The sequence below is a fragment of the Devosia sp. genome (assembly GCF_965229025.1).
In the GTDB taxonomy this organism is placed as follows: domain Bacteria; phylum Pseudomonadota; class Alphaproteobacteria; order Rhizobiales; family Devosiaceae; genus Devosia_A.
This window is the reverse complement of the sequence record NZ_OZ245853.1, coordinates 3,614,797-3,639,383: the sequence shown is the minus strand read 5'-3', so window position 1 is coordinate 3,639,383 and position 24,587 is coordinate 3,614,797. Positions and strand designations below refer to the sequence as shown.

19 protein-coding genes are annotated in these 24,587 nt (G+C 64.3%); 9 read left to right on the top strand and 10 right to left on the bottom strand.

What is annotated here, in order from left to right; translation table 11 throughout:
* Window positions 1-44: 44 nt before the first annotated feature.
* Window positions 45-1,040, top strand: coding sequence for a mannonate dehydratase (locus ACO06J_RS17645; protein WP_421762023.1), 996 nt, complete (start codon window positions 45-47; stop codon window positions 1,038-1,040).
* A gap of 10 nt (window positions 1,041-1,050) precedes the next feature.
* On the opposite strand, the gene ACO06J_RS17640 is transcribed toward ACO06J_RS17645, so the two are convergent.
* From ACO06J_RS17640 to ACO06J_RS17630, 3 genes are all read right to left on the bottom strand, one after another.
* Entirely contained in the window at window positions 1,051-3,012 is a 1,962-nt protein-coding gene (locus ACO06J_RS17640; RefSeq protein ID WP_421762022.1) for an ABC transporter permease subunit, read from the bottom strand.
* A 166-nt stretch (window positions 3,013-3,178) separates the two neighbouring features.
* Entirely contained in the window at window positions 3,179-4,582 is a 1,404-nt protein-coding gene (locus ACO06J_RS17635) for an ABC transporter substrate-binding protein (protein WP_421762021.1), read from the bottom strand.
* Between the two features lie 286 nt (window positions 4,583-4,868).
* Window positions 4,869-5,930, bottom strand: a complete 1,062-nt coding sequence (locus ACO06J_RS17630; RefSeq protein WP_421762020.1) for an acyltransferase family protein — start codon at window positions 5,928-5,930, stop codon at window positions 4,869-4,871.
* 175 nt (window positions 5,931-6,105) lie between these two features.
* Between ACO06J_RS17630 and ACO06J_RS17625 the strand changes: the two genes are divergently transcribed.
* Window positions 6,106-6,807: an ABC transporter ATP-binding protein gene (locus ACO06J_RS17625; protein WP_421762019.1), complete on the top strand. Its 702-nt coding sequence runs from the start codon at window positions 6,106-6,108 to the stop codon at window positions 6,805-6,807.
* Window positions 6,804-9,353 carry an ABC transporter permease gene (locus tag ACO06J_RS17620; protein ID WP_421762018.1) on the top strand — a complete coding sequence of 850 codons (2,550 nt, stop codon included), beginning with the start codon at window positions 6,804-6,806 and terminating at the stop codon, window positions 9,351-9,353. Before ACO06J_RS17625 ends, ACO06J_RS17620 begins: the two co-directional genes overlap by 4 nt.
* A gap of 128 nt (window positions 9,354-9,481) precedes the next feature.
* Here ACO06J_RS17620 and ACO06J_RS17615 read toward each other — a convergent pair whose 3' ends face one another.
* Window positions 9,482-10,381 carry a carbohydrate kinase family protein gene (locus ACO06J_RS17615; protein WP_421762017.1) on the bottom strand — a complete coding sequence of 300 codons (900 nt, stop codon included), beginning with the start codon at window positions 10,379-10,381 and terminating at the stop codon, window positions 9,482-9,484.
* Complete coding sequence (locus tag ACO06J_RS17610; RefSeq protein ID WP_421762539.1) at window positions 10,378-11,304, bottom strand: pseudouridine-5'-phosphate glycosidase; 927 nt, start codon at window positions 11,302-11,304, stop codon at window positions 10,378-10,380. Before ACO06J_RS17610 ends, ACO06J_RS17615 begins: the two co-directional genes overlap by 4 nt.
* Window positions 11,305-11,858: 554 nt before the next feature.
* On the opposite strand from ACO06J_RS17610, the gene ACO06J_RS17605 reads away from it, so the two are divergent.
* From ACO06J_RS17605 to ACO06J_RS17590, 4 genes are all read left to right on the top strand, one after another.
* Window positions 11,859-12,944 (top strand): polyamine ABC transporter substrate-binding protein, encoded by a 1,086-nt coding sequence (locus tag ACO06J_RS17605; RefSeq protein WP_421762016.1) that lies wholly within the window; start codon window positions 11,859-11,861, stop codon window positions 12,942-12,944.
* 185 nt (window positions 12,945-13,129) lie between these two features.
* The gene (locus ACO06J_RS17600; protein WP_421762015.1) at window positions 13,130-14,272 is read left to right on the top strand and encodes an ABC transporter ATP-binding protein; all 1,143 of its coding nucleotides are present in this window, start codon (window positions 13,130-13,132) and stop codon (window positions 14,270-14,272) included.
* Window positions 14,269-15,222, top strand: a complete 954-nt coding sequence (locus ACO06J_RS17595; RefSeq protein ID WP_421762014.1) for an ABC transporter permease subunit — start codon at window positions 14,269-14,271, stop codon at window positions 15,220-15,222. Before ACO06J_RS17600 ends, ACO06J_RS17595 begins: the two co-directional genes overlap by 4 nt.
* Window positions 15,222-16,034 carry an ABC transporter permease subunit gene (locus ACO06J_RS17590; RefSeq protein WP_421762013.1) on the top strand — a complete coding sequence of 271 codons (813 nt, stop codon included), beginning with the start codon at window positions 15,222-15,224 and terminating at the stop codon, window positions 16,032-16,034. The genes ACO06J_RS17595 and ACO06J_RS17590 overlap by 1 nt, the downstream gene beginning before the upstream one ends.
* A 193-nt stretch (window positions 16,035-16,227) precedes the next feature.
* Here ACO06J_RS17590 and iolB read toward each other — a convergent pair whose 3' ends face one another.
* The 5 genes from iolB to ACO06J_RS17565 all read right to left on the bottom strand — a co-directional run bounded on the left by iolB (window position 16,228) and on the right by ACO06J_RS17565 (window position 22,219).
* Window positions 16,228-17,022: a 5-deoxy-glucuronate isomerase gene (gene iolB, locus ACO06J_RS17585; protein ID WP_421762012.1), complete on the bottom strand. Its 795-nt coding sequence runs from the start codon at window positions 17,020-17,022 to the stop codon at window positions 16,228-16,230.
* A complete protein-coding gene (locus ACO06J_RS17580) occupies window positions 17,003-17,257 on the bottom strand; it encodes a hypothetical protein (protein WP_421762011.1) in 255 nt (84 codons plus the stop codon). Before ACO06J_RS17580 ends, iolB begins: the two co-directional genes overlap by 20 nt.
* Window positions 17,258-17,269: 12 nt before the next feature.
* The gene (iolE, locus tag ACO06J_RS17575; protein ID WP_421762010.1) at window positions 17,270-18,184 is read right to left on the bottom strand and encodes a myo-inosose-2 dehydratase; all 915 of its coding nucleotides are present in this window, start codon (window positions 18,182-18,184) and stop codon (window positions 17,270-17,272) included.
* A 170-nt stretch (window positions 18,185-18,354) separates the two neighbouring features.
* Window positions 18,355-20,199 carry a 3D-(3,5/4)-trihydroxycyclohexane-1,2-dione acylhydrolase (decyclizing) gene (gene iolD, locus ACO06J_RS17570; RefSeq protein ID WP_421762009.1) on the bottom strand — a complete coding sequence of 615 codons (1,845 nt, stop codon included), beginning with the start codon at window positions 20,197-20,199 and terminating at the stop codon, window positions 18,355-18,357.
* A 139-nt stretch (window positions 20,200-20,338) separates the two neighbouring features.
* Window positions 20,339-22,219 carry a bifunctional 5-dehydro-2-deoxygluconokinase/5-dehydro-2-deoxyphosphogluconate aldolase gene (locus ACO06J_RS17565; RefSeq protein ID WP_421762008.1) on the bottom strand — a complete coding sequence of 627 codons (1,881 nt, stop codon included), beginning with the start codon at window positions 22,217-22,219 and terminating at the stop codon, window positions 20,339-20,341.
* 161 nt (window positions 22,220-22,380) lie between these two features.
* Here ACO06J_RS17565 and iolG point away from each other — a divergent pair, with 161 nt between their 5' ends.
* Window positions 22,381-23,364, top strand: coding sequence for an inositol 2-dehydrogenase (gene iolG, locus ACO06J_RS17560; protein WP_421762007.1), 984 nt, complete (start codon window positions 22,381-22,383; stop codon window positions 23,362-23,364).
* A gap of 247 nt (window positions 23,365-23,611) precedes the next feature.
* Window positions 23,612-24,439 (top strand): SDR family oxidoreductase, encoded by an 828-nt coding sequence (locus ACO06J_RS17555; RefSeq protein WP_421762006.1) that lies wholly within the window; start codon window positions 23,612-23,614, stop codon window positions 24,437-24,439.
* Window positions 24,440-24,587: the final 148 nt, after the last annotated feature.

Below are 24,587 nucleotides of genomic sequence, written 5' to 3'. Positions count from 1 at the left end.
AACCGCTCTGCTCTCACTTGCATTCCATCCCACGGAGACACGCCATGTATCTCGGCACCCAGAACGCCGTGACCACCGACGACCAGTACCGCCAGTTCGTCCAGCTCGGCGTCCGGCACATCAATGCCGACCCCGATGGCAACCCGCATGACTGGACGCTCGATATCCTGAAGCGCCACCGAGATCGTTTGGAGAGCCTCGGGCTCATCCTCGACATGGTGCAGCTGCCGCTCTCGTCCCATCCGATCGAAAAGCAGTACAGCCCCGACATCCTCTCCAACGGCCCCAACCGCGACCGCCAGATCGACTCGATCTGCCGCCTCATCGAAAATGTCGCCGCCGCGGGCATCCCTTCGGTCAAATACAACCTCAACATCATCGGCATTCCACGCTCGCCGAACGAGCCCGGCCGCGGCGGCTCGTCCAATGCCAGCTTCCGCTGGGACAAGATGGATCAGGCCGCGCCTCCCAGCATCGCCGGCGTGCTGTCCGAAGACGAAAACTGGGAGCGCATCGACTATTTCCTTGAGCGCGTCGTTCCCGTGGCCGATGCCAACCGCGTCCGCCTCGCCTGCCATCCACACGATCCCTACACGCCCCCCGGCTACCGCGGCGTCACCCGTGTCCTCGGCACCGTCGATGGGCTGAAGAAGTTTGTGCAGCTGCGCGAGAGCCCCTATCACGGGCTCAACTTCTGCATCGGCACAGTCGGCGAAATGCTCGACAATCCGCGTGCCGAAATCGACGACGTGATCCGCTGGTTCGGCCAGCGCGGCAAGCTCTTCAACATCCACTACCGCAACATCAAGGGCCGGAAACTGAGCTTCATGGAAACCTTCCCTGACGAAGGCGACATGGACATGTGGTCGGCGCTTAGGGTGCTGGCCGAGGTGGGCTACAAGTACATGGTCATGCCCGACCACGTCCCCCACCTCTCCGCCACCGCCGACGACTCCCAGGCCTTCGCCTATTGCTTCGGCTACATCCGCGCCCTCTTGCAGGTGCTCAACGAGACCAACCCGGGCGCCGTCGAAATGTAACGCCGGTCGCTCAGCCCTTCACGGCGCCAACCGTCAGGCCGCCGACAAGGAAGCGCTGGGCGTACATGTAGAGGATGGCAACCGGGATCGCCGTCAGCAGCGAAGCGGCCATCAACTCGCCCCAGGGCAGGATGTCGCCCACCACCATCGATTGCAGCCCGATAGGCAGCGTCCTCAGCGATTCCGACGTGATGAACACGAACGCGAACAGGAACTCGTTCCACGCATTGGTGAAGGCGAACAGCGCCACCGAGAGCAGGGCCGGCGCCGCCAGCGGCAGCGTGATGCGCACGAAGGCATAGAGCCGGCTGGCCCCATCGATCATCGCAGCTTCCTCGAGTTCCACCGGAATCGACCGGAAATAGCCGATCAGCACCCAGGTCGCGAAGGGCACGAGGAAGGTCGGATAGGTGGTCAGCAGCGCGCCATAGCTGTTGATCAGCCCCATGTCGCTGAGCGTCTGGTAGAGCGGGATGAAGATCAGCGTCCCGGGCAACAGATAGGTAATCAGGATCGCCGTGGTCAGCAAACCGGCGCCAAGGAACTTGAGCCGGGTCAGGGCATAAGCCGCCAGCGCAGCAATCGCCACCGAGATGATCGTGCTCAGCGCCGCCACCAGCAGCGAGTTACCCAGCCACACGAGGAACGGCGAGTTGAAGATCAACTGTTCGTACTGCGTCAGCGTCGCCGGGCTCGGCCAGAAGATTGACTGCCGCTGGCTGATCTGCGTGGTGGTTTTGAACGAAGTGATGATCACCCAGTAGAACGGAAATAGCACGAAGATCATGATCGGGACGAGCATCAGCATGCGCGTCACGACGCCGATCCTCTCGCGCCCTTCTGGCTTGAACACCGGCTTCGCCGCAGTGCCGGTCAAGCTCTTGCGCAGCCACAGGCCGAGCTTTTCGAAGCCGATATTGAGCATCGTGAACGGCCAGAAGATCACATCCATCACGAAGCTGAAGATCCGGCCGAAAAACTTGCCGATACCCAGGTTGAAGCCCTTCTTGGCCACGCCCGCCGAGCGCTCGTCGTACCGCATGTATTTGGCGAGGAGGTAGATGAGAAAGGCCATCAGCGGCGCGACAGAGAGCGCGATCGCGCTGCCCGGACCGTACTGCAGCGAGCCGATCGCCTTTTCATAGGCAAGGATCGAATAGAGCCGGGTGGCGCCGCTCGGCCCGCCGCCGGTCATCAGGAAGATGAGGCCAAACTGGTTGAAGGTCGAAATGAAACTCAGCAGCAGCACCACGAGAATGACATAGCGCATGCCGGGGAGCGTGATGTAGCGGAAGCGCTGCACCGAATTGGCGCCATCGACTTCGGCCGATTCATAGAGTTCGGTATCGATGGCCTTGAGGCCCGCCAGCAGCAGCAGGGTGAAGAAGGGGATGCCCTTCCAGACGTTGACCGCGATCACGCTGCCCAAGGCGAGCTTCGAGTCCGACAGCCAGCCGAGCGGCTCGTTGATGATGCCGGCGCCCTGGAGGATCGGGTTGAGCCCGCCGAACAGCGGATCGTAGATCGACTTCCACGCCAGCGCCGTGACGATCTCGGGCACGATCCAGGGCAGGAGCATGATCGCTGACAACAGGTTCCGCCACGGCAGCTTGGAATGGAGGATCATGGCGATGGTCATGCCGGTGACGAACTTGATCAGCAGCGACCAGAACGTGAAGCTGATCGTGTTCGAAAGGCTCAAGAGGTAATCGGAATTGAAGTAGAGCTTTTCGTAGTTCCTGAGGCCCACTTGGTTGGTCGCGCCGGTCAGGAAGTTGAATGTCGTCGTCGACATCAGGATGGCGCTGATGAACGGCCAGAAGATCAGGCCCGCCATCAGCAGCACCATCGGCAAGACGAAGAGGTACGCAATCTTCCAGTCGCGGCCGAGCACGCCCTGCACCCGCCGCGTCATCGACATCGGACGCATCGGTCGCGCCACTACGGAATTTGCCTGAGCTTGATCAACCATAGACCGTCCCCTTGGAATTGCCGGAGGGCGAGGCGGCGCCTGAAGCGCACCGAAGCCATATCATTGCACTGACGGCGCTCGCACTCGTCCCTTGAGCGCTGCAAATAACGCTGTGCTGGATTGGAGAGGGCGGTCGTGCCGCCCTCCCGTTTGGGTGACGTCGCCTTTAGGGTTGCGCGATCCCGCCTTCTTCGAACAGGTCCACCATCTTCTGGTGCGCGTCCTTGACGGCGTCCGCCGGCGACATGCGGCCGGAGATGACGTTACCGACCGACTGTTCCAGTACGCCCTGCGCACGGATGGCATCGACACCCGCGTTGGGGTTTGCCGGCCACGACTGGCCAAGGAACGGATTGGTCACGTCAACCGCTTCCTTGATGGTCGCAAGGTTGGGTTCTGCGGCCAGCAGTTCAGGCGTCCAGAGTTTCTGGTAGGCCGGCGTGAACAGCACGCTGCCCAGCGACGCGATCTTGTTGAAGTTCACCGGATCGAGCAGATTGAGCGCCAGTTCCTTCGCCAGCGCGGCGTTGGCCGAACCCTTGAAGATCGTCATCCAGCCGCCGACATTGCCGCCGTCACGGCTGTCGCCGTTGATCGCGGTCGGCGCCCTGAGCAACAGGGTGTTGGCGTAGACCGGGTTCCCGTCACGCTTGGACTGGGCGTAGATCGAGAACGCGTTCTGTGTAAAGCCGATCTGGCCGGCGAGGTACGCTTCGTTGTTGCCGGTATCGTTCCAGCTTTCGACACCCGGCGGCAGCATGGCGGCATACTTGCCCTTGCGGTCGTAGGTTTCGCGCAGGAATTCGAACGCCGCCACCGTTTCGGGTGTGTTGAACGTCACCACCTGGCCGGTTTCGTCGGTGAAGTGGCCACCAAACGCCTGCACCGTCGCGATCAGGAAGCCGAAGCCGTCACCCGACTGGTTGGGCGTAAAGCCCCAGCCGTAAAAGTCCGGACCAGAAATCGCGAGCGCCGCTTCACGACGATCGACGATCGTCTTGAGCGAGGCCGGATCGATGCCCTTTTCCTTCAGCTTGTCGCCACGGGCATAATAGCCGGTGGTGGTGCCGATCAGCGGAATGGCCTTCCAGCGGCCGTCGAACTGGGCAGTCTTGGCGGCATTCAGCCCCGGCATGATGTCGCCGTACTTGGCCACGGCTTCATCCACCACATCGGTCACGTCCTCGACCAGGTCGAGCAGGTGCAACTGGGCGATCGAGACGTTGGACGTATAGGCGAAATCCGGCGCATTGCCGGCCTTCACCGCCGCCGTCATCTTGCCCATGAAGTCGCCGAACGATTCAGGGTTCGTGGTCGAAATGTCGAGCTGCACGCCCTTCGAGTCGGCAAACGCCTGTACCGTCTCGCGGAACGCTGTCTGGGCCGCTTCGAAGTATTCTGTGCGGTGAATAACCGTCAGCTTGCCGGCGCCTCCCACGGGCAGCGGGGCATCGGGCTTCGGCTTATCTTCGGCAAATACCGGCAATCCAGTGCCGGCCGCCAGCAGCCCGGCACCTGCCGCTGCCGTACCGACCAGCAAATCGCGGCGTGTTAACGTCTTGAAAGTCATAGCGGTAATCTCCTCCTGAGCGACTATCTCCCGTAGTCATGCCCCCACGCGAGCCGGCTCTTTTGGCCGTTGCTCGCAGGGAACCTCGCTACCATTGACCAGAACGGGTGCTACCGCAACCGCCCATGACAAAGCCCGAGCCTGCGCAGCAGGTAGGACAGTCCCAGGTGCACGGCACTGGGCCAATGCCGCAATGTCGGGATGTGGAAAACTTTCGGAGCTTGGCGTATCGAGGCCAAAGCCTTCGCCAATACTAAGCACAACTACTCGGGCAGCACCCGGAGCCTCAGGCTGCGCGCATCCTGCCGGCCGGCTCTGCGGCGCGCCTCTTGCCGCGCAGCATCCGCAGCACCGGCATTTCAACCCACTTGTGCACCAGCCGCCCCACCGCCAGCGCCAGCACTGCCGTCACCGCCACCAGCCCCAGATACGCCACCGGCACGTCCGGCAACACCCGCGAGGCAATCGCGACCATCAGTCCGATCACAAACATGTGGGTGAGGTAGATCGCATAAGACGCATCGCCGAGCTCTTCGAGCAACGCGATCCGCGGCAACCGCTTCTCATACCGCAACCCTGTCAGCATCAGCGCCGCAGAAAACAGTACGAGGCAGGCAAACGAAATCAGGCTCTCGTCCGGCTCGCGATAGACAACAAACGCCCATCCCAGCGCGGCAAAACCCACCACTAGCAGAGCCGGTACCACCGCGCCGGGCAACCGCTCAATCCCGCCCCGAAGCTTCAGCCACCCGATCCAGGCGCCCACCACAAACCCCAGCACCGCCTGGTTGGTGTAAAAACTCAATGCCGGGTCCTGCGGTTGGAACAGCACACCGATCACCACCAGCGCCGCAAACACCACGCTCAGCACCACCACCCGCCGCGTCGCTGCCAGCAGAGCGCAGAGCGCAAACGCCACGTAAAAGAACGCCTCGTAGTTGAGCGTCCAACCGAGGCTCAACAGCGGGCTGGTGCCGCCCCGCCCCGGCGCTTCATGCGGAACAAACAGCAGCGACTGGAGATAGTGCGGCCAGGTGAACACCGTGGTGTGAAACAGCGCCGGCAGCGCCAGCGCCAACACCGCCGTGAGGCTCGTCACCAGCCAGTAGAGCGGCACCACCCGGATGATCCGGCGCTTCAGGAATGTCAGCGGCGCGAAGGGGCCCGGCCCCGTGATCGCCACCATGATGAAGCCGCTGATCACAAAGAACAGCATCACGCCCAACTGCCCCAGCCGCAGCAGCACATAATTGCTCTCGCTCAGCGGATGCGCCGCCGCGTGGGCGATCACCACCAGCACGGCTGCGAGGCCGCGGAGGTACTGTACCGAATAGAGCTTGTTTTCCATCTGTGGCCGCGCCTGTAACTGCCCCTCCATACCACCGCCCGCGCACTGAGCGGCGCAGCATGCCCAAACACGGTTAAGTGCGCCGCCTGCGACGACATCGCGCTTGCCAACACCTCACATTGAATTGCCTTGTTTGCGCCCTATCTCCTCGCAAACGCTCCAAACCCGGTGGCCCATGTCCGCTTCTGTCGTCGCCGCCAAAGGCGTCAATCTCCACCTCACCAGCGGCGGCGCACCGTTGCACATCCTCAAGGATGTCGATCTGAGCCTCAGCGCCGGGGAAGTCACCGCCATCGTCGGCCCCTCGGGCAGCGGCAAGACCTCGCTGCTGATGGTGCTGGGCGGGCTCGAACGTCCCACCACCGGCGCCATCACCGTCGCCGGCACCGACATCACCGGGCTCAACGAGGACAAGCTGGCGATCTTCCGCCGCGCCAATCTCGGCATCCTGTTCCAGAACTTCCACCTGATCCCCTCGATGACGGCGCTCGAAAACGTCGCGCTCACCCTCGAAATCGCCGACCCCGGCCGCCCCTTCCACCAGATCCGTGATGCGGCAATGACTGCCCTCACCGATGTCGGCCTTGCCGACCGCCACAGCCATCTCCCGAGCGCGCTGTCGGGTGGCGAGCAGCAGCGCGTCGGCCTCGCCCGCGCCATGGTCGGCAACCCCAAGCTGCTCTTGGCCGATGAGCCGACCGGCAACCTCGACCAGGAAACCGGCGCCCGCGTCATCGAACTGATGCTGGAGCTCGCCCGCACCCGCGGCACCGCTATCCTTCTCATCACCCACGATCCGAACATCGCCGCCCGCGCCGATCGTCAGCTGCGCATGAGCGGCGGCCACCTCTCCGCCCAGATGAGCGTCGCCGCATGAGCGTGCTCTCCGGCTGGCTGCGCGTCGCGCTCACCGACCTGCGCGGCGACCTCCGCCGTTTCGCCATCCTCCTCGCCTGCCTCGCGCTCGGCGTTGCCACAATCACCATCGTCGGCTCGGTTGGCGCAGCGCTGCAATCGGCGCTCTTGCGCGATGCGCGCGACGTGCTGGGCGGCGATCTCGAGGCCCAGCTCTCCTACCGCCCCGCCAATCCGGAAGAGCGGACACTGTTCGCGAGCCTCGGCAAGGTCTCCGAAGTCGTCGAAGTCATGGGCCGAGGCGCCACCGAGACCGCCTCGTCCTTCCTTAGCTTGCGCGCCGTCGACGCCAACTACCCCCTCGTCGGCACCGCCACCCTCAGCGAAACCCTGCCGCCCGATACCCCGCTCGCAACGCTCCTCGCCCCGCAGAATGGTCAGTACGGCGCCGTCGCCGATCCGCTCCTCCTTGACCGGCTGGGCCTGAAACTCGGCGACAGCTTCAAGATCGGCGAGACGCCCTTCACCCTCCGCGGTACTATCGAGAAGCTCCCGGATTCCATCTCCAGCGGCTTCCAGCTCGGCATTCCAGTGCTGCTCTCGGTCGATGGGCTCAACACCACCAATATCCTCGCCCCGGGCGTCCTCGCCCGCTATCGCTACAAGATCGCTCTCGACAAGCCCGATTTCGACACCGCCGCGGCAACCATCCGCACGGCCTTCCCGGATGCCGGCTGGCAGATCAACTCGCCGCGCGACGCCACGGCAGACCTCGCGCGCTTCTTCGATATCTTCGGCCGCTTCCTGATCATTGTCGGCCTCTCCTCGCTGCTGGTCGGCGGCGTCGGCGTCTCCAACGCCATTTCCGCCTACATCACCGAACGGCAGCGCTCGATCGCCACCCTCAAGGCGCTCGGCGCTACCGGTGGCCGCATCATGTTCCACTTCCTCGTTCAGGTGATGCTGCTCGCTGCAGTCGGCATCGGCCTCGGTCTGATCCTCGGCACGTTGCTGACGCTGGTGGCGCTCCCCATCCTCGGCTCGCTGCTGGCCATCAGCCTGCCGCCGGTCGTCGATCTCCCGGCGCTGCTCACCGCTGCCGGTTTCGGCGCGCTCACCGCCTTCGCCTTCGGCTACCTGCCGCTCCGCCGCGCCCAGAACCTCAGGCCGGCTTTGCTGTTCCGCTCAGCCGGCTCCGCCGTCGAAGGCGGCCTCAACTGGCGCGATCTGCTGAAGCCCGGCCTTTGGGTGCCCATGGGCCTCGCCATTGCCGGCATCTTCGGGCTCGCCATGCTGTCGACAGGCCGCCCGATCCTGGTGCTCTTCTACGGCCTCGCCGTCGTCGGCGCCTTCCTCCTCCTGCGTGGTGTCGCCTGGCTGCTGCAGGCCGCGCTGCGGCTGATCCCACCGGTTCCCAACGCCTTCTTCCGCAATGCGCTGAAGGCCATCTACCGTCCCGGGGCCCCCGCCCCGGTCGTCATCCTCTCGCTCGGCCTCGGCCTCGCCATGCTGCTGATGATTGCGCTGATCGATGGCAATCTCCGCCACCAGCTCGACCGCGAGTCGATCCCCAATGCCCCGAGCTTTGTCTTCATGGACCTGTTCGAGGACGAAGCGACCGACCTTAAGACCTATTCGTCGAAAGATCCCCGCATCGCCGACTTCACTTCCCTGCCCCTGATGCGCGGCAGCATCGGCGCCATCAACGGCATTGCCCCCAAGGACCTCGGCCGCACCCCGCCGCCCGAACTCGCCTTCGTTTTCGAGGATGAAGTCCCCTTCACCGCCGCCGCCACGCCGCCAGAGGGGTCAACCGTCATCTCCGGCAAATGGTGGGGCGCCGATTACGCCGGCGAACCGCAAGTCTCGGTCTTCGACCGCCTGCGCGAACCGCTCGGCCTCAAGCTCGGCGACAAGCTGACCTTCCGCGTCTTCGGCGACGAGATCACCGCCACCATCGGCAGCTTCCGCGATTTCGCCTTCCGCTCCGGCGGCGTCAACTTCGCCTTCGTCCTCTCCCCCAACGCCATCGCCGATTTCCCGGTGAGCTATCTGGGCCTGATGAAAGCCACCCCAGGCAGCGAGCGGAGCCTCCAGTCGAGCCTCGTCAAGGATTTCCCCAGCCTGATCTTCCTTCCCGTCGGCGATGCGCTCGCCACCTTCGCGACGATCCTCTCGAGCGTCACCACTGCCATCGAAGTCATCGGCGGCCTCGCCGTCGTCAGCGGCGTCCTGGTGCTCGCCGGCGCCATGGTCGCGGGGCGCAAGCAACGCGAAGCCGATGCGGTGGTGATGAAAGTCCTCGGCGCCAGCCGTGGCGACGTCGTCCGCGCCTATCTCGTCGAATACGGCCTCCTGGGCCTGCTCTCGGCCGTCCTCGCCGGCCTCCTCGGCCTCGCCGGCACCTGGGCCTTCGTCGCCTTCGTCCTCGAACTCGATTTCTGGTTCGATCCCCTGCTCATCGTCTGGGTCACCGGCGCCACCATCCTTCTCACCATCGCAGTAGGAACCCTAACCACCTGGTCCGCCCTCTCCACGCGGCCAGCGAGGTTCCTCAGGGAGGAGTAGCTGTGACCTGCACGAGCCACAACGTCCCCTCGCCCCCATCGGGAGAGGGTAGCGCAGCTAGGAGCGTTAGCGACGTAGCAAAGCTAGGGTGAGGGGCACTTCACTTTCGTACCCTTAAGACCTGCCCCCTACCCCGGCTGCCCCCCAACCCGCTGCACCGCCTCCGACCCCGCAGCAATCCCGCGCCTGAGACACTCCCCCACCCCCGCGCCCGCAACCTCAGCCGCGAGGAACGCCGCCGCAAACGCATCGCCCGCGCCGGTTGAATCCACCACCTCAACCACCGGCGCCGCCTGCCGCAGCAGCACGCCCTCTGCTCCGCCGACCGCCGCCCCATCGGCCCCAAGCTTGATCACCACCCGCGCGTACGTCGCCCCCAGCACCCGCATCTGCTGGTCCAACTCCACAACCCCCGACAGCGCCTCCGCCTCTTCACGATTGGCAAACAGCGTCGAAAAGCCCCGCGTCCAGTCCAGGAACTGCGCCGCCCCGACCTCTTTCAGAAATCCCACCGACGCCGCATCCACCGCCACCGCGATACCGCGCTTCAGCGCTTCTGCCGCCAGCCAAAGCACCGCATCCCGCGGCCCTTCGGCAAACAGCGAATAGCCCGAAACCACCAGTTGCCGCGTCCCATCGAGCAGCGGCAGCGGCAGGTCTTCGCGGCAGAGGTTGAGGTTCGCCCCCCGGTCGGTGAGAAAGCTCCGCTCGCCATCCGGATCAACGATCGTCACCAGCACACCCGAGGGCTGGCCTGCATCGCCCACCAACACCGGCGACACTCCGTGCCCCTCGAAATACCCTGTGAGCTGCGCCCGGTCCGCCGCCCCAACCCGCGCCACGAACGTCACGTTCGCGCCCATCGCGCCCAGCCACACCGCCTGGTTGGCGCCCGAGCCGCCCGGCCGCGAGCGGATCGCCGCGCGCCGGTCCGAGCCGCGCACCAGCGGCCCCTCCGGCAAGACAATCACGTCGGTCATCACATCGCCGATGACGAGGATCCGGCCGCTCCCGGCTGCGGCGCTCACTTGCCCTTCTGCGCCAGCTTCGCCATCGCCACCGCGATTCCAGCTGCCACCATGGCGTTGTTCTCAACCAGCGCGATATTGGCGACCAGACTCTTGCCCGCCGTGAGTTCGAAAATCCGCTTCAACAGGAACGGCGTCAGTTCCTTCCGGCCCACGCCTTCGGCTTCCGCACCCTTGATCGCCTCGTTGATCCGCCCCTCGATCTCGTCCTTGTCGAGCGCATGGCTCTCGGGGATCGGGTTGGCGACCAGCACGCCGCCGAGCCCCAGCGCGAACTGCAGCGCAATGATCTTGGCCGCATCCTTGAAGCTGTCGACCCGGTGGTCGACCTTCCCGCCGCTGGTCCGCGCCCAGAAGGCCGGGAAATCGTCAGTGCCATAGCCCAGCACCGGCACACCCTTGCTCTCCAGCACTTCGAGCGTCTTGGGAATATCAAGGATCGACTTGGCCCCCGCGCACACCACCGCCACCTGGGTCCGGCCCAGCTCGTCGAGGTCCGCCGATATATCGAACGTCGTCTCCGCCCCGCGATGCACCCCGCCAATGCCGCCGGTCGCAAACACCGATATCCCCGCCGCTTCCGCCGCCATCATCGTCGTCGCTACGGTCGTCCCGGCAATTGCGTCTGACGCGAGCAGTGCCGAAACGTCCCGGCGCGAGGCCTTCGCCGCCTTGCCGCCGGTCTGCGCCAGCCGCTCGAGGTCCTTGGCCGTCACCCCGACCTTGAACTTGCCATCCATGATCGCGATCGTTGCCGGCACCGCCCCGTGCTTTTCGATCACCGCCTCGACATTGCGCGCCATCTCGAGGTTCTGCGGATAGGGCATCCCGTGGGTGATGATGGTCGATTCCAGCGCCACCACCGGCTGGCCGGCGGCCAGCGCCTTCTTGACGGCGGGGGAGATCGAAAGATGCTTGGTCAGGCTCACGGGAGCGCCTCATGAAACAGGGAGAAAATCGCTCCTCCAATGAACCCAAACGGCGCCTATTTCAACTCTCACCTCTCCCTTCGGGGGAGAGGTCGGCGCGCAGCGCCGGGTGAGGAGGCCTTTGTCGGAAAGCCCGATTTTCAGGTGGTTCGGCAACACCTTTGTTCCGCCGTGCGACCCGTCAAACGAACTGCAGCAAAACTGCCCGCCCTGTGCCTTGCAAGCCCTTGCCCCATACGCAATTTGCCACTAGTTTTCGGGCTCGCGAGCCCACCTGCAGCCTGCGGAAGGTCACTTCACTGAACACGGTCATTGTTGACCCGGAGCCTCCGGGTCGATGCGCGCCCGGCACCGGGCACATCGCGACCCCCTTGTTTCCCGGCGCGCCGCTCGCGCCGCTTGGCCTGACCTCCCTGCATCCTCTCGCATCCTCCAGAAATTCCGCTGCACCCTGCGCCCGTCTGAGCGCCGGTGCTGATCACCTCATCACGCCCGTGGCGACCCGGCTCCCCCTCCGCGCCGCCTGATAGTCAAGGAGACTGTTTTCAATGCAAAAAACCATGCTCACCGCCCTCGGCGTCCTGCTGCTCGCGGCCCCCGCCATTGCACAGGACAATGTCGTCAACGTCTACAACTGGTCGGACTACATCGCCGAAGACACCGTCGCCAAGTTCGAGGCCGAAACCGGCATCAAGGTGAACTACGACGTCTTTGACTCAAACGAACTCGTCGAAGCCAAGCTCCTTGCCGGCGGCTCGGGCTACGACGTGGTGGTCCCCTCGGGCTTCTTTCTTGAGCGTCAGGTGGCCGCCGGGCTGTTCCTGCCCTTCGATAAGTCGAAGCTCCCCAACCTCGCCAATATGGATCCCGACGTGATGGCCTCGACCGCCGCCCACGATCCGGACAATGCCCATTCCGTCGATTACATGTGGGGCACCACAGCCCTCGGCTACAATGTCGCCAAGGTAAAGGCCGCGCTCGGCGACCAGCCCATCGACAGCTGGGATGTCGTCTTCAAGCCCGAGATCGTCTCCAAGCTCAAGGATTGCGGCGTCACACTGCTCGACGCCCCAGCCGAGATCATGGCGTCCGCGCTCAACTACCTTGGCCTCGACCCCAACTCGGAATCGACCGACGACCTCAAGAAGGCCGAAGACCTGCTGATGTCGATCCGCCCCTACGTGCGCTACTTCAACTCGTCGCAGTACATCGACGATCTGGGCAATGGCGAAGTCTGCCTCTCGGTCGGCTATTCGGGTGACGTGTTCATCGCCCGCGATGCCGCGGCCGAAGCCAAGGCCGGTGTCGAAGTCGCCTACACCATCCCCAAGGAAGGCGCGCTCAAGTGGTTCGACCTCTTCGCCATTCCGGCCGACGCCCCGCATGCCGATAACGCCTACAAGTTCATCGACTTCATGATGCGTCCCGATATCGCCGCCGCCAACACCAACTTCGTCTTCTACGCCTCGGGCAACAAGGCGGCGCTGGATCTGATCAGCCCCGATATCAAGAACGATCCGGCGATCTACCCGACCGCTGAAATCTCCAAGAAGCTCTTTCCGTTGAAGGCGCACACGCCTGATTACGACGAGCTTCTCACCGAAGCCTGGCAGCGCATCAAAGCCGGCTCCTAAGCTCCAACCAGGGCGGGGATCGCTCCCCGCCTTCTAGAAACCCGCACTCGATGGAGACCCGCAGAGCCGAGTCAGATGGCGTGATTTTCGAGAACCGGAGCGCAGCGTACCTAGGGTACGTGAGCACCGGAAGCGCAGAAAATTGCGTCAGGTGGCCGGCTGTGCGGGTCGTGAGTTTATAACAAATGGCGAAGAAACCTCAGCCCGCTGCCGACACCCGCCTCTGGCGCGATCCCGCCGCCAAGCCGTTCGTGCGCATCCGCAGCGTCACCAAGAAATTCGGTGATATCGCCGCCGTCGACGATCTCTCGCTCGATATCTACAAGGGCGAACTGTTCTGTCTTCTCGGCGGCTCGGGCTCGGGCAAGTCTACCCTGCTCCGCATGCTCGCCGGCTTCGAAAGCCCCACCTCGGGCACCATCGAAATCGATGGCCAGGACATGTCCAAGGTCGCGCCCTACAACCGGCCGGTCAACATGATGTTCCAGTCCTATGCGCTGTTCCCGCATATGACGGTGTGGAACAACATCGCGTACGGCCTCAAGCGAGACAACCTGCTCCGCTCCGAAATCGTCGCGCGCGTCGACGAACTGCTGAAACTGGTCAAGCTCGAAGCCTATGCCGAGCGGCGTCCGCATCAGCTCTCCGGCGGCCAGCGCCAGCGCGTGGCCCTCGCCCGCGCCCTCGCCAAACGCCCCAAGCTGCTGCTGCTCGACGAGCCCCTGGGCGCGCTCGACAAGAAGCTCCGCGAAGAAACCCAGTTCGAGCTGGTCAAGATCCAGGAAACCCTCGGCGTCACCTTCATCGTCGTCACCCACGACCAGGAAGAGGCCATGTCGCTCGCCACCCGCATCGGGGTGATGAACCAGGGCGAAATCGCCATGATCGGCGAGCCGACCGAAATCTATGAGTTCCCCAACTCCCGGTTCGTCGCCGGCTTCATCGGCTCGGTCAACATCTTCGAGGGCGTCGTCACCGAGGATGAACCCGATCACGTGCGCATCCGCTCCGTCGACGCGGGCACCGATATCTATGTCGGCCACGGCGTCGAATGCGCCCCCGACCAGACCCTCTGGTACGCCATCCGTCCCGAAAAGATCGTCCTCTCGCGCGAGCGCCCGGCAGGCGACGCCAACATCACCCGCGGCATCGTCGAAGATATCGGCTACCTTGGCGACATGAGCGTCTTCCAGGTCCGGCTCGAAAGCGGTCAGTTGGTGCGCGTCACCAAGGCCAACTCACTGCGCGGCGACCCCGATGCCATCACCTGGGACGAAGCCGTGTGGTGCTCGTGGACCGATGAATCCGGCTCGGTGCTGACCAATTGAGCAAGGCGCCCGAATACATCCCGCCGGCCACGCGCGGCGCAATCATCCGCAAGATCCTCGCCTCGGTCGGCATTTCCGGCCGTGGCCTCGTCATCGCAGCACCGGCGGCATGGCTCACACTGTTCTTTCTCGTGCCGCTCGCCGTGGTCTTCGGTATTTCCTTTGCCACCAAGGAGTTCGGCCAGCCGCCATTTTCGGATCTGCTGACCAATGAAGGCGGCACTGTGCAACTGACGTTGCACCTCTCCAACTATCTCCGGGTCCTCACCGACCCCTCGGGCATCTACATCAACGCCTTCCTGTCCTCGATCCGCATCGCCGCGATCTCGACCTTCTTTGCCATCCTCATCGGCTATCCGATGGCCTACGCCATCGCCCGCGCGCCCGACAAGTGGCGCAACATCCTCCTGATGCTGGTGATCCTGCCGTTCTGGACCTCGTTCCTCCTGCGCGTTTATGCGCTCAGCGGGTTCCTCCGCGGCGAAGGCGTCATCAACAACGTGCTTGCAGTGTTCGGCATCGCGCCATTGGTGATGATGAAGACCGATTTCGCGGTCTATGTCGGCATCGTCTATTGCTACGTGCCCTTCTTCATCCTGCCGCTCTACACCAACCTCGTAAAACTCGACGGCGCGCTGCTCGAGGCCTCCGCCGATCTCGGCGCCCGCCCGCTCGGCACCTTCCTCTCGATCACCTTGCCGCTCTCCATGCCCGGCGTCATCGCCGGCGCCATGCTGGTGTTCATCCCCGCCATCGGTGAGTTCGTCATCCCCTCGCTCTTGGGCGGAGACAGCACGCTGATGATCGGCCGCATCCTCTGGGACGAGTTCTTTTCCAAGACCAACTGGCCCCGCGCCGCTGCGCTCGCCATCACCATGCTGATCGTCGTTGTGATCCCGATCATGCTGATGCAGCGCGCCCAGAACGCCGTGGTGGAGGGCCGCCGCTGATGGGAAAGAACCGCTGGTTCCTGCCGCTTACTTCGGCCCTGGGCTTTTTCTTCCTCTATGCTCCCATCCTCTCTCTGGTGATCTTCTCGTTCAACGCCAACAAGCTGGTGACGGTGTGGTCGGGCTTTTCCGTCCAGTCCTATGTCGATCTCTGGAATGACCCGCAACTGCTTCCCGCTGCCGGCCTCAGCCTCCAGATTGCCGCCGTCGCCGCATCGATCGCCCTTGTGCTGGGCACCCTCTGCGCCATCGCGCTCGTCCGCTTCCGGCGTTTCCGCGGCAAGACCATACTGCAGGCCACGGTGTCGGCGCCGCTGGTCATGCCCGACGTCATCACCGGCCTCGCGCTCTTGCTGATGTTCGTGGCTTTGCAGCAGCTGATCGGCTGGCCGCAGGGTCGCGGCATCCTCACCATCATCATCGCGCACGCCACCTTCTGCACCGCCTACGTGACGGTGGTGGTCCAGTCGCGGCTTGCTGATTTCGACATGAGCCTCGAAGAGGCGGCGATGGATCTGGGCGCAAGCCCGGTCCGGGTCTTCCTCGATATCACCTTCCCGATCATCGCTCCGGCGCTGGTCTCGGGCTGGCTCCTCGCTTTCACGCTCTCGCTCGATGACCTGGTGATTGCGAGTTTCGTGTCGGGCCCGGGTTCATCGACCCTGCCCATGGTGATCTTTTCGAAGGTCCGCCTCGGCGTCAAACCCGAGGTCAACGCGCTCGCCACCATCTTCATCGGCGTCGTCGCTTCCGGCGTCATCGCCGCCACCATCTTCAGCATGCGCAACACCAGCAAGCCGAAGAAGGCCTAGTCCCGCCTTCACCACCGGCCGTTATCCCAGCGAAAGCTGGGACCCACCTCTAGTCGGGCTGTGAGAGGGAGAAGCCGATGCGCGTGGGGGGCACAGTCGTGCCTCAACTCACCTCTCCCTTGGGGGAGAGGTCGGCCGAAGGCCGGGTGAGGGGGCCTTCATCAGCATCTTCGAACAGCAGAGCGCGACGCCCCTACCCGATCATCCATTCATGCTCGGGCGCATTATAAAACTTCCAGGTCCGCTTCGGCCCGGCCATGACGTTCAGATAATAGATGTCATAGCCCGCCACCGCCGCCACCGGATGGTACCCCTTGGGCACCATCACCACGTCGCCATCCTCGATCAGCATGGTCTCGTCGAGCGAGCGGTCGTCGGTATAGACGCGCTGAAACCCAAAGCCCTGCGGCTTTGAAAACCGGTGGTAATACGTCTCTTCGAGAAAGCTCTGCCGCGGCAGGTCGTCCTCGTCATGCCGATGCGGCGGATAGCTTGATGTGTGGCCGCCGGGCGTGATCACTTCCACCACGAGGAGCGAGTCCGCATCCGCCGTCTCGGGCAGGATATTGGTCGGGTAGCGCGTGTTGGTGCCCTTGCCGCGCGTCAGTCTGTCGGCGTCCTTGGGTCCGATCAGCCGCGCCGGCCGTGCCCCCGGTTTGCCGGGCGCACTGCACACCGCCACTTCCAGAGCCGTCAGCGCCTCGATCCGCCAGCGCGCACCCGCCGGTGCATAGACCGACCAGGGCTGGCCCTCGAACGGGCTCATCCGCTCACCGGCAAGAAACGTCTGCCCATCCACCTCGATCGACGCACGGCCCGAGATCAAAACGATGCAGACCTCGCGGTCATCCACCCCGCCATGCGCCACATCGCCGGCATTGGGCAACCGGTGGAGGTCAAACCCTACATAGGTCCAGCCCGCATTTTCCGGCGTCACATGATGCACATGCCCGGTCTGTGCCAGCGGCCTAAGCTTGAGGTTTGGCATCGTCATCTCCCGCAGGCGATGTGGTGTCCACGCCCGCCGCCGGCGCGTTGCCGCCCCGCTTGTCGAACGTGATGAACAGGCTCCAGACCGCATAGACCAGCGCCGCGCCGACAATCGCCATCCACAGCTGGTCGTGGTTGAAGAACGTCTCCCACCCCAGCCAGCCGACGAGGAACACCGTCACTGCGACCCGCCGCCACAGCGGCTTGAACCAGTCCATCTCGCTCTGTTTCACTTGCCTGTCCGCCTAGTTGGGAAAGCCGCGAGTATCGACGGTATAGCCTGCCGCCGTCATCACCCGCATCAGCTCCTTGTAGCCCACCTCAGCCATCTTAAGGGGCGGATTTTTCTTGGGGTCCTGCTCGGCCTCAACCACGAACCAGCCTTCATAGCCGTAGTCCGCAAACCGCTGCACGATCGCCCCGAAATCCAGCGACCCGTCGCCAGGCACTGTGAATGCCCCGAGCGCCACCGCATCGAGGAAGCTCTGCTTACCCCGGTCGAGCCCATCGACCACCGCCTGCCGGATATCCTTCACATGCACATGCGTGATCCGCTTATGGTGCGCATCGATCGCCCTCAGCACATCGCCGCCCGCAAACGCCAGGTGCCCGGCATCGAGCAGTAGCGGAATCCCCGCCCCGGAAGCCGCCATGAACGCATTGAGCTCCGGCTCGGTCTCAACTACCGCCGCCATGTGATGATGGTAGGCGAGCGGCATTCCCTGCTCGGCGCACCATTCGCCGAACGCCGTGACCTTTTTCGCGTAGGCCTTCATCTCGTCATCGGTGAGCTTCGGCTTGGTCGCGAGCGGCTTCGTCCTGTCGCCCTGGATCGAGCGCCCAACCTCGCCATAAACGATGCACGGCGCATCCACCGCCTTGAACAGCTCGATCATGGGGAGGATGCGGTCCTTGTTGGCCGCAAGTTCCTCGTTCACCAGCGTGCCCGAGAACCACCCACCGCACAGCGTCACATCCGCCGCCTTGAGGATCGGCAGCATCACCGCCGGATCATCGGGAAACCGCCGGCCCTTTTCCATCCCGGTAAACCCGGCCGACCGCGACTGCCTCAGGCACTCCTCCAGCGACACGTCATCGCTGAGCTCCTTCAGATCATCGTTCCACCACGCAATGGGCGACATCCCCAGTCTGGCTCTCACGTCTCAGTCTCCATTGTCCAAGTGTGCAATTCATCCTGCCCCTCACCTGGCGCTTCGCGCCACCCTCTCCCTCAAGGGGAGAGGGAAGAGGGAACACGATACCGCCGCAGCGTCCCTCTCCCCTTGAGGGAGAGGGTGCCCGAAGGGCGGGTGAGGGGACGTTTAGTCCGTCAGTGCCGCTGCCCCTTCAGCGCATCCACATATTCCGCGCGCGCCTTGTTGACACTCGGCCGCACCGAAACCTCTGGCACTGCCACATCCCACCAGTGCCCGCCCGCATCGGTCGAAATCAGCGGGTCGGTGTCGATCACCAGCACCGTCGTCCGCTCGATGCCGGCAGCTTCGGCCAGCGCCGTTTCGAGCTCCCCGACCGAGCCGACCTTCTTCGTCCATGCGCCCATCGCGGCGGCGTGCATCGCAAAGTCGATCTCGGGCAACACCTCGTGCCTGGTGTCCTTCAGGAGGTTGTTGAAGTTCGCCCCGCCGGTCGCCATCTGCAGCCGGTTGATGCAGCCAAAACCACGATTGTCGAGCACGACGATGGTGAGTTTCTTCCCCAGCATCACCGAGGTCGCGATCTCGGAGTTCATCATCATGTAGCTACCATCGCCCAGCATGACGATCACGTCGTCATCGGGCTTCGCGAGCTTGACGCCCAGCCCGCCGGCGATCTCGTAGCCCATGGTCGAGAACCCGTATTCCATGTGATACGAGCCCGGCGCGCCGGCCGGCCAGAGCTTGTGCAATTCCCCCGGCAGCCCGCCCGAGGCACAGACCAGCGTCGCCCCCGAGCCCCGCGCGCGGTGCACCGCGCCGATCACCTGCGCGTCCGATGGCAGCGCGTTGGTCGGGTCCGTCACCAGCTTTGCCGCGCCGAGCCAGTCGCTCTTTGCCGCTTTCGCTGCCGCCACCCAGCTTGCTGGCGATGCCCAGCCACCAAGCCGCGCCGTGAGCGCCTCAAGCCCAACTTTCGCATCTGCCACCAGCGGCAGCCCGCGGTGCTTGCCCGCATCGAACAGCTGCGCATTGAGCCCGATGATCTTGACGCCTTCGGCCTTGAACAGCGCCCACGACCCCGTGGTGAAATCCTGAAGCCGCGAGCCCACCGCCAGCACCACATCGGCCTGCTCGGCCAAGAGGTTCGAGGCCGACGAGCCCGTCACGCCGACCGAGCCCATATTGAGCGCATGGTCATGCGGCAGGCTCGATTTGCCCGAATTGGTCTCCATCACCGGAATGCCGTGCGTCTCTGCAAAGGCGCGCAGCGTCGCCGTCGCCTCCGAATAAAGCACCCCGCCCCCGGCAATGATCACCGGCTTCTTCGCCGCCTTCAGCGCCGCCACGGCTGTCTCGAGCTCCGTCGCATCCGGCTGCGGCCGGCGCGGGATCCAGACCCGCTCTTCGAGAAACTCTACCGGATAGTCATAGGCTTCCGCCTGCACATCCTGGCACAACGCCAAGGTCACCGGCCCGCATTCAGCCGGGTCGGTCAACACCTGCATGGCGCGGCTCAGCGCCGAAATGATCTGCTCGGGCCGCGTAATCCGGTCGAAATAGCGCGACACCGGACGGAACACGTCGTTCGCACTCACCGTGCCGTCGCCAAAGCTCTCCACCTGCTGCAGCACCGGGTCCGGCGCCCGGTTGGCGAACACGTCGCCGGGCAGCAGCAGCACGGGAATACGGTTCACATGCGCCAGCGCCGCCGCCGTCACCATGTTGGTCGCGCCCGGCCCGATCGATGACGTCGCCGCCATGAACCGCCGCCGGAAGCTCGCCTTGGCAAAGGCGATCGCCGCATGTGCCATGCCTTGCTCATTATGCGCCCGATAGGTCGGCAACTCGTCGCGCACCTGGTAGAGCGCCTCGCCCATCCCCGCGACATTGCCATGCCCGAAAATCGCGAACACGCCGCCAAAGATCGGCACCTTCTTGCCGTCAATGATCGTCATCTGCCGCGTCATAAACGTCGCCACAGCCTGCGCCATGGTCAGGCGAATGGTCTCTTGGGTCATTGCTGCCCTCCCTTATCCTTTGGGCCGAAAGACCCTTGATACGCTTCGATCTTCCCCCAGCGCATTCCTCTCCCCGTCGGGGAGAGGGTGGCCTGGCGAAGCCAGGTCGGGTGAGGGGTTGGCGCGCACCGCGCCATCCTCACTGCTCCCAGATCCCCACCAGCCGCCGGAACCGTGCCGCCATATCCGCGACCGCTGCTTCGTCGCTCATTTTGCCAGCAAACCACGCCTTGGCCGCATCCGCAAAGAGCGTCCGACCGACGGCAAATCCGCGCACCGTGCGCGATCCCTTTGCCGCTGCAAACCCACGCGCCAGTTCCGCTTCCGGCGCCTCGAGCCCGAGCAGCACCACCCCACGACAGAGCGGGTCATTGGCCTCGATCACCTGATCGATCTTTTCCCATGCCGCCGCACTCGGCTGCGCCTCGAGCTTCCACCAGTCCGGTTTCAGTCCGGCCGCATAGAGTTCCCCCAGCGCGTGCGCCACCGTCGTGTCATCAACCGGCCCGGCCTTGCTCGCAATGATCTCGATCAAGATGTCGCGCCCGACCTTGCGCGCACCCTCATAGGCGGCCGTGAGCTTTTCGGCCTGCTCGGTCTTCAGCTCCGCCGGGTCGTCCGGATGATAGAAACACAGCACCTTGACGCAATGATCCACCGGCCACTCGATCAGCCGGCTCCCGAGGTCCTGCGAAAACTCGAACTGCAGCGGCCGGCTCCCCGGCAACTCGATGGGCCGCCCGATCCAGAAGTTCTTCGGCGCGGCAAACAGCGCGTCGCGGCCGTACTTGTCGTCAAGCAGCATGCCGAAACCGTCGCGTCCCGCCGCCACCTCAGACGCCGCCTTCACCGCCAGCACCTTGAACGCCGGAATCCGGCCCAACTGGTCGCCCGCGATATCCTCGAGCTGCTTCCGGTGGTCGATCGCAAACGCCGTCAGCTTCGGCCAGGCCTTCCGCCGCGTCGTCGCCCAATGGATGTGGTTGAGCACCACATCCTTGCGGAGCGCCCGCTCGCTGCTGCCCTTTTCAAGGAAGTGCGTCAGCTCCGCCCAGCTCGGATATTCCGGCGCACAGAGCAGCCGGCTCACCGCAAAGGCGCCGCAGGCATTGGCCCAGGTGGCGCTCGTCGCATGCGGCTCGCCCTTGAGCCAGCCACGCAGGAAACCCGACATGAACGCGTCGCCTGCGCCCAGCACGTTGTAGATTTCGATCGGGAACCCCTGCCCGACAATCCCGTCCTCGAGATCGTCCGGGATCGGGCCGTCATAGACAATGCAGCCCATGGCGCCGCGCTTGAGCACGATCGTCGCCTCGGACACCGCCCGGATCGCCTTCAGCGCGCCGACAAGGTCACTGCCACCCGCCGCGATCAGCACCTCTTCCTCGGTCCCGACGATCAGGTCGCAGTCCTTGAGGATGGGCTTGAGCTTGCCCGTCACGTAGTCCGATTTCACATAGCGCTCGAACCCGGCAGCGTGGCCCGCAAGGCCCCATAGGTTCGGCCGGTAGTCGATATCGAACACCACCTTCCGCCCATTGGCCTTGGCAATGCGGATCGCCTTGAGCTGCGCTGCTTCCGAGTGCGGCTTCGAAAAATGCGTGCCGGTCACGACGATCGAGCGCGCCGAGGCAATGAACGCCTCATCGATATCGGCCTCGTTGAGCGCCATGTCGGCGCAGTCGGTGCGGTAAAAGATCATCGGCGAGACGCCTTCGGCTTCCACCGCCAAAAGCACCAGCGCGGTCAGCCGGTCTGGGTCGGAAACAATCCCCGCCGTCTCGACGCCCTCGCGCTGCAGCTGCTCGATGATGAAGCGCCCCATCTGCTCGGCGCCTACCCGCGTGATCAGCGCCGATTTCAGCCCCAGCCGCGCCGTGCCCACCGAGATATTGGTCGGGCATCCGCCGACCGACTTGGCGAACGAGCCGATATCCTCGAGCCGGCTGCCGATCTGCTGGCCATAGAGGTCCACCGAGGCCCGCCCGATCGTGATGACATCGAGCTTGTCCTCCGGCATGGTCTTCTCCTCTGTGTGGTCTCTGGACACCTGTTCGCGGCCGTTGTATCCCTGCCGCGAATGAAACGTCAATTCTGATCTGGAACAATTTCAGAATAAACGTTCTAATATGAACATCCGTTCATATTCTGGCACTAACTGTTCATCGCTGGGGTTGTTTCATGGTCAAATTCGGGATTCTTGGTGCCGGCCGCATCGGCAAGGTGCATGCCGCAACCATCGCTGCTTCGGCCCGCGCCAGCGTCGCCTACGTGGCTGACGCCATCCCCGACGCCGCCAACGCGCTGGCAGCAAGTGTTGGCGCAAAGGTCTCCACCATCGACGCGATCCTCGCTTCCGACGTCGATGCCATCCTCATCGCCACCCCCACCGACACCCATGCCGATCTGATCGAGCAGGCAGCGCGGGCCGGCAAGGCCATCCTGTGCGAAAAGCCGGTTTCGCTCAGCGTCGAGCGCATCGAAGCCTGCCTCCCCGTCGTCGAAAAGGCGGGCGTCCCGCTGATGATCGGCTTCAACCGCCGGTTCGATCCGAATTTTGCGAGCCTTCAGAAGCGCTTGCGCGATGGTGAGATCGGCGATGTCGAACTCGTCACCATCATCTCGCGCGACCCCGCACCGCCGCCGGTCTCCTATATCGAGCGCTCGGGCGGGCTGTTCCGCGACATGATGATCCACGATTTCGATATGGCCCGCTTCCTCGTCGGCGAAGAGTTCGTCACCGTCCACGCCCTCGGCGGCGCGCTTGTCGACAAGGCCATCGGCACCGCCGGTGACGTCGATACCGCCTCGGTCCAGATGCAGACGGCCTCGGGCAAGATCGTCGTCATCACCAACTCCCGCCGCGCCACCTACGGCTACGACCAGCGCCTCGAACTCCATGGTTCCAAGGGCATGCTGCGCGCCGGCAATGTCCACATGACCACCGTCGAAAGCGCCACCGCCTCGGGCTTTAACGCCGACGTCATCCAGAACTTCTTCATCGACCGCTACGTCGCCGCCTATGCCGCCGAAGTGAACACCTTCATCGACGCCATGGCCTCCGGCAAGACGCCTACCCCCTCAGGCCACGACGGCCTCCAGGCCCAACGCCTCGCCGAAGCCGCCACCAAAAGCCGCCAGACCGGCGAAGTGGTCCGGGTCTAGCCTCCTTACCTCTCCCTTCGGGGGAGAGGTCGACGCGTAGCGGCGGGTGAGGGGGCCTTACCTTCCATCGAGAAATGGGCAATAGGCACTCCTATTCCTCTCCCCGTCGGGGAGAGGGTGGATCGCGCGTGAGCGCGAGACGGGTGAGGGGTGAGCCACCAGTCCCACAATTTCGCCCACCCTCCCCTTCACTTACGCCTGCCAACTGCCTAGTGTCCGGCCGCTTCTCCATCAGCCGAGTCACATCATGTCCGACGCCTATGCGCTCTCCTCGTTTGCCGGCAAGGTCGCCGTCGTTACCGGCGGAGCGCAGGGGATCGGCGAGGCCACGGCGCGCCTGCTCGCCGCCCGTGGCGCCGAAGGGATTGTGCTTGTTGACCGCCGCGTCGAAAAGGGCGAGGCCGTCGCGGCGTCGCTGAATGCGGCTGGCACCAAGACCATCTTCGTCGCCGCCGATCTTGCCGATCCCGCCGCTGTCGCCCGCGTCATGCCGGCCGCCGACAAGGCCTTCGGCCGCGTCGATCTCCTCGCCAATGTCGCTGGGCTCACCGATCGTGGTAGCATCTTCGATACCGATCAGGCGCTGTTCGACGTGATGTTCGCGGTCAACGTCCGCGCCCCGTTCTTCCTCATCCAGGATGCGCTCAAGCTGATGCAGCGCGACCGCATCGAGGGCGCCATCGTCAACATCCTCTCGGTCAATGCCCATGTCGGCTCGGCGAATCTCGCCGCCTACAGCGCCAGCAAGGCGGCGCTGACCAACCTCACCAAGAACGTCGCCAACGCCGTCACCGGCTTCCGTATCCGGTCGAACGGCATTCTCCTCGGTTGGGTCGATACCCCCGGCGAGCATGAGACGCTGAAGAAATTCCATGGCGCCGGCGACGATTGGCTGGAAAGCGCCGAAAAGAGCCGCCCCTTCGGCAAGCTGATCAAGCCCGAAGACGTCGCCCGCATCGTCGCGTTTCTGTTGAGCGCCGAATCCGCCCCGATGACCGGCTCCGTCATCGACTACGAACAAACCGTCTTCGGCGGTTACTCCGGCCCCGCCACCGGCTACCCCAGCAATGACTAGCTGTTTCCACCGGCCGTGCGATTGGTCCCCTCGCCCCTCTGGGGACTTCGATCCGTCCCGCAGGGCAAATCGGTCCAGCGGACCGATTTGAGGGGAGAAGGCCATAAGCGCTGTGCGCGAATGGCAATGTGCCCGAAGGGCGGGTGAG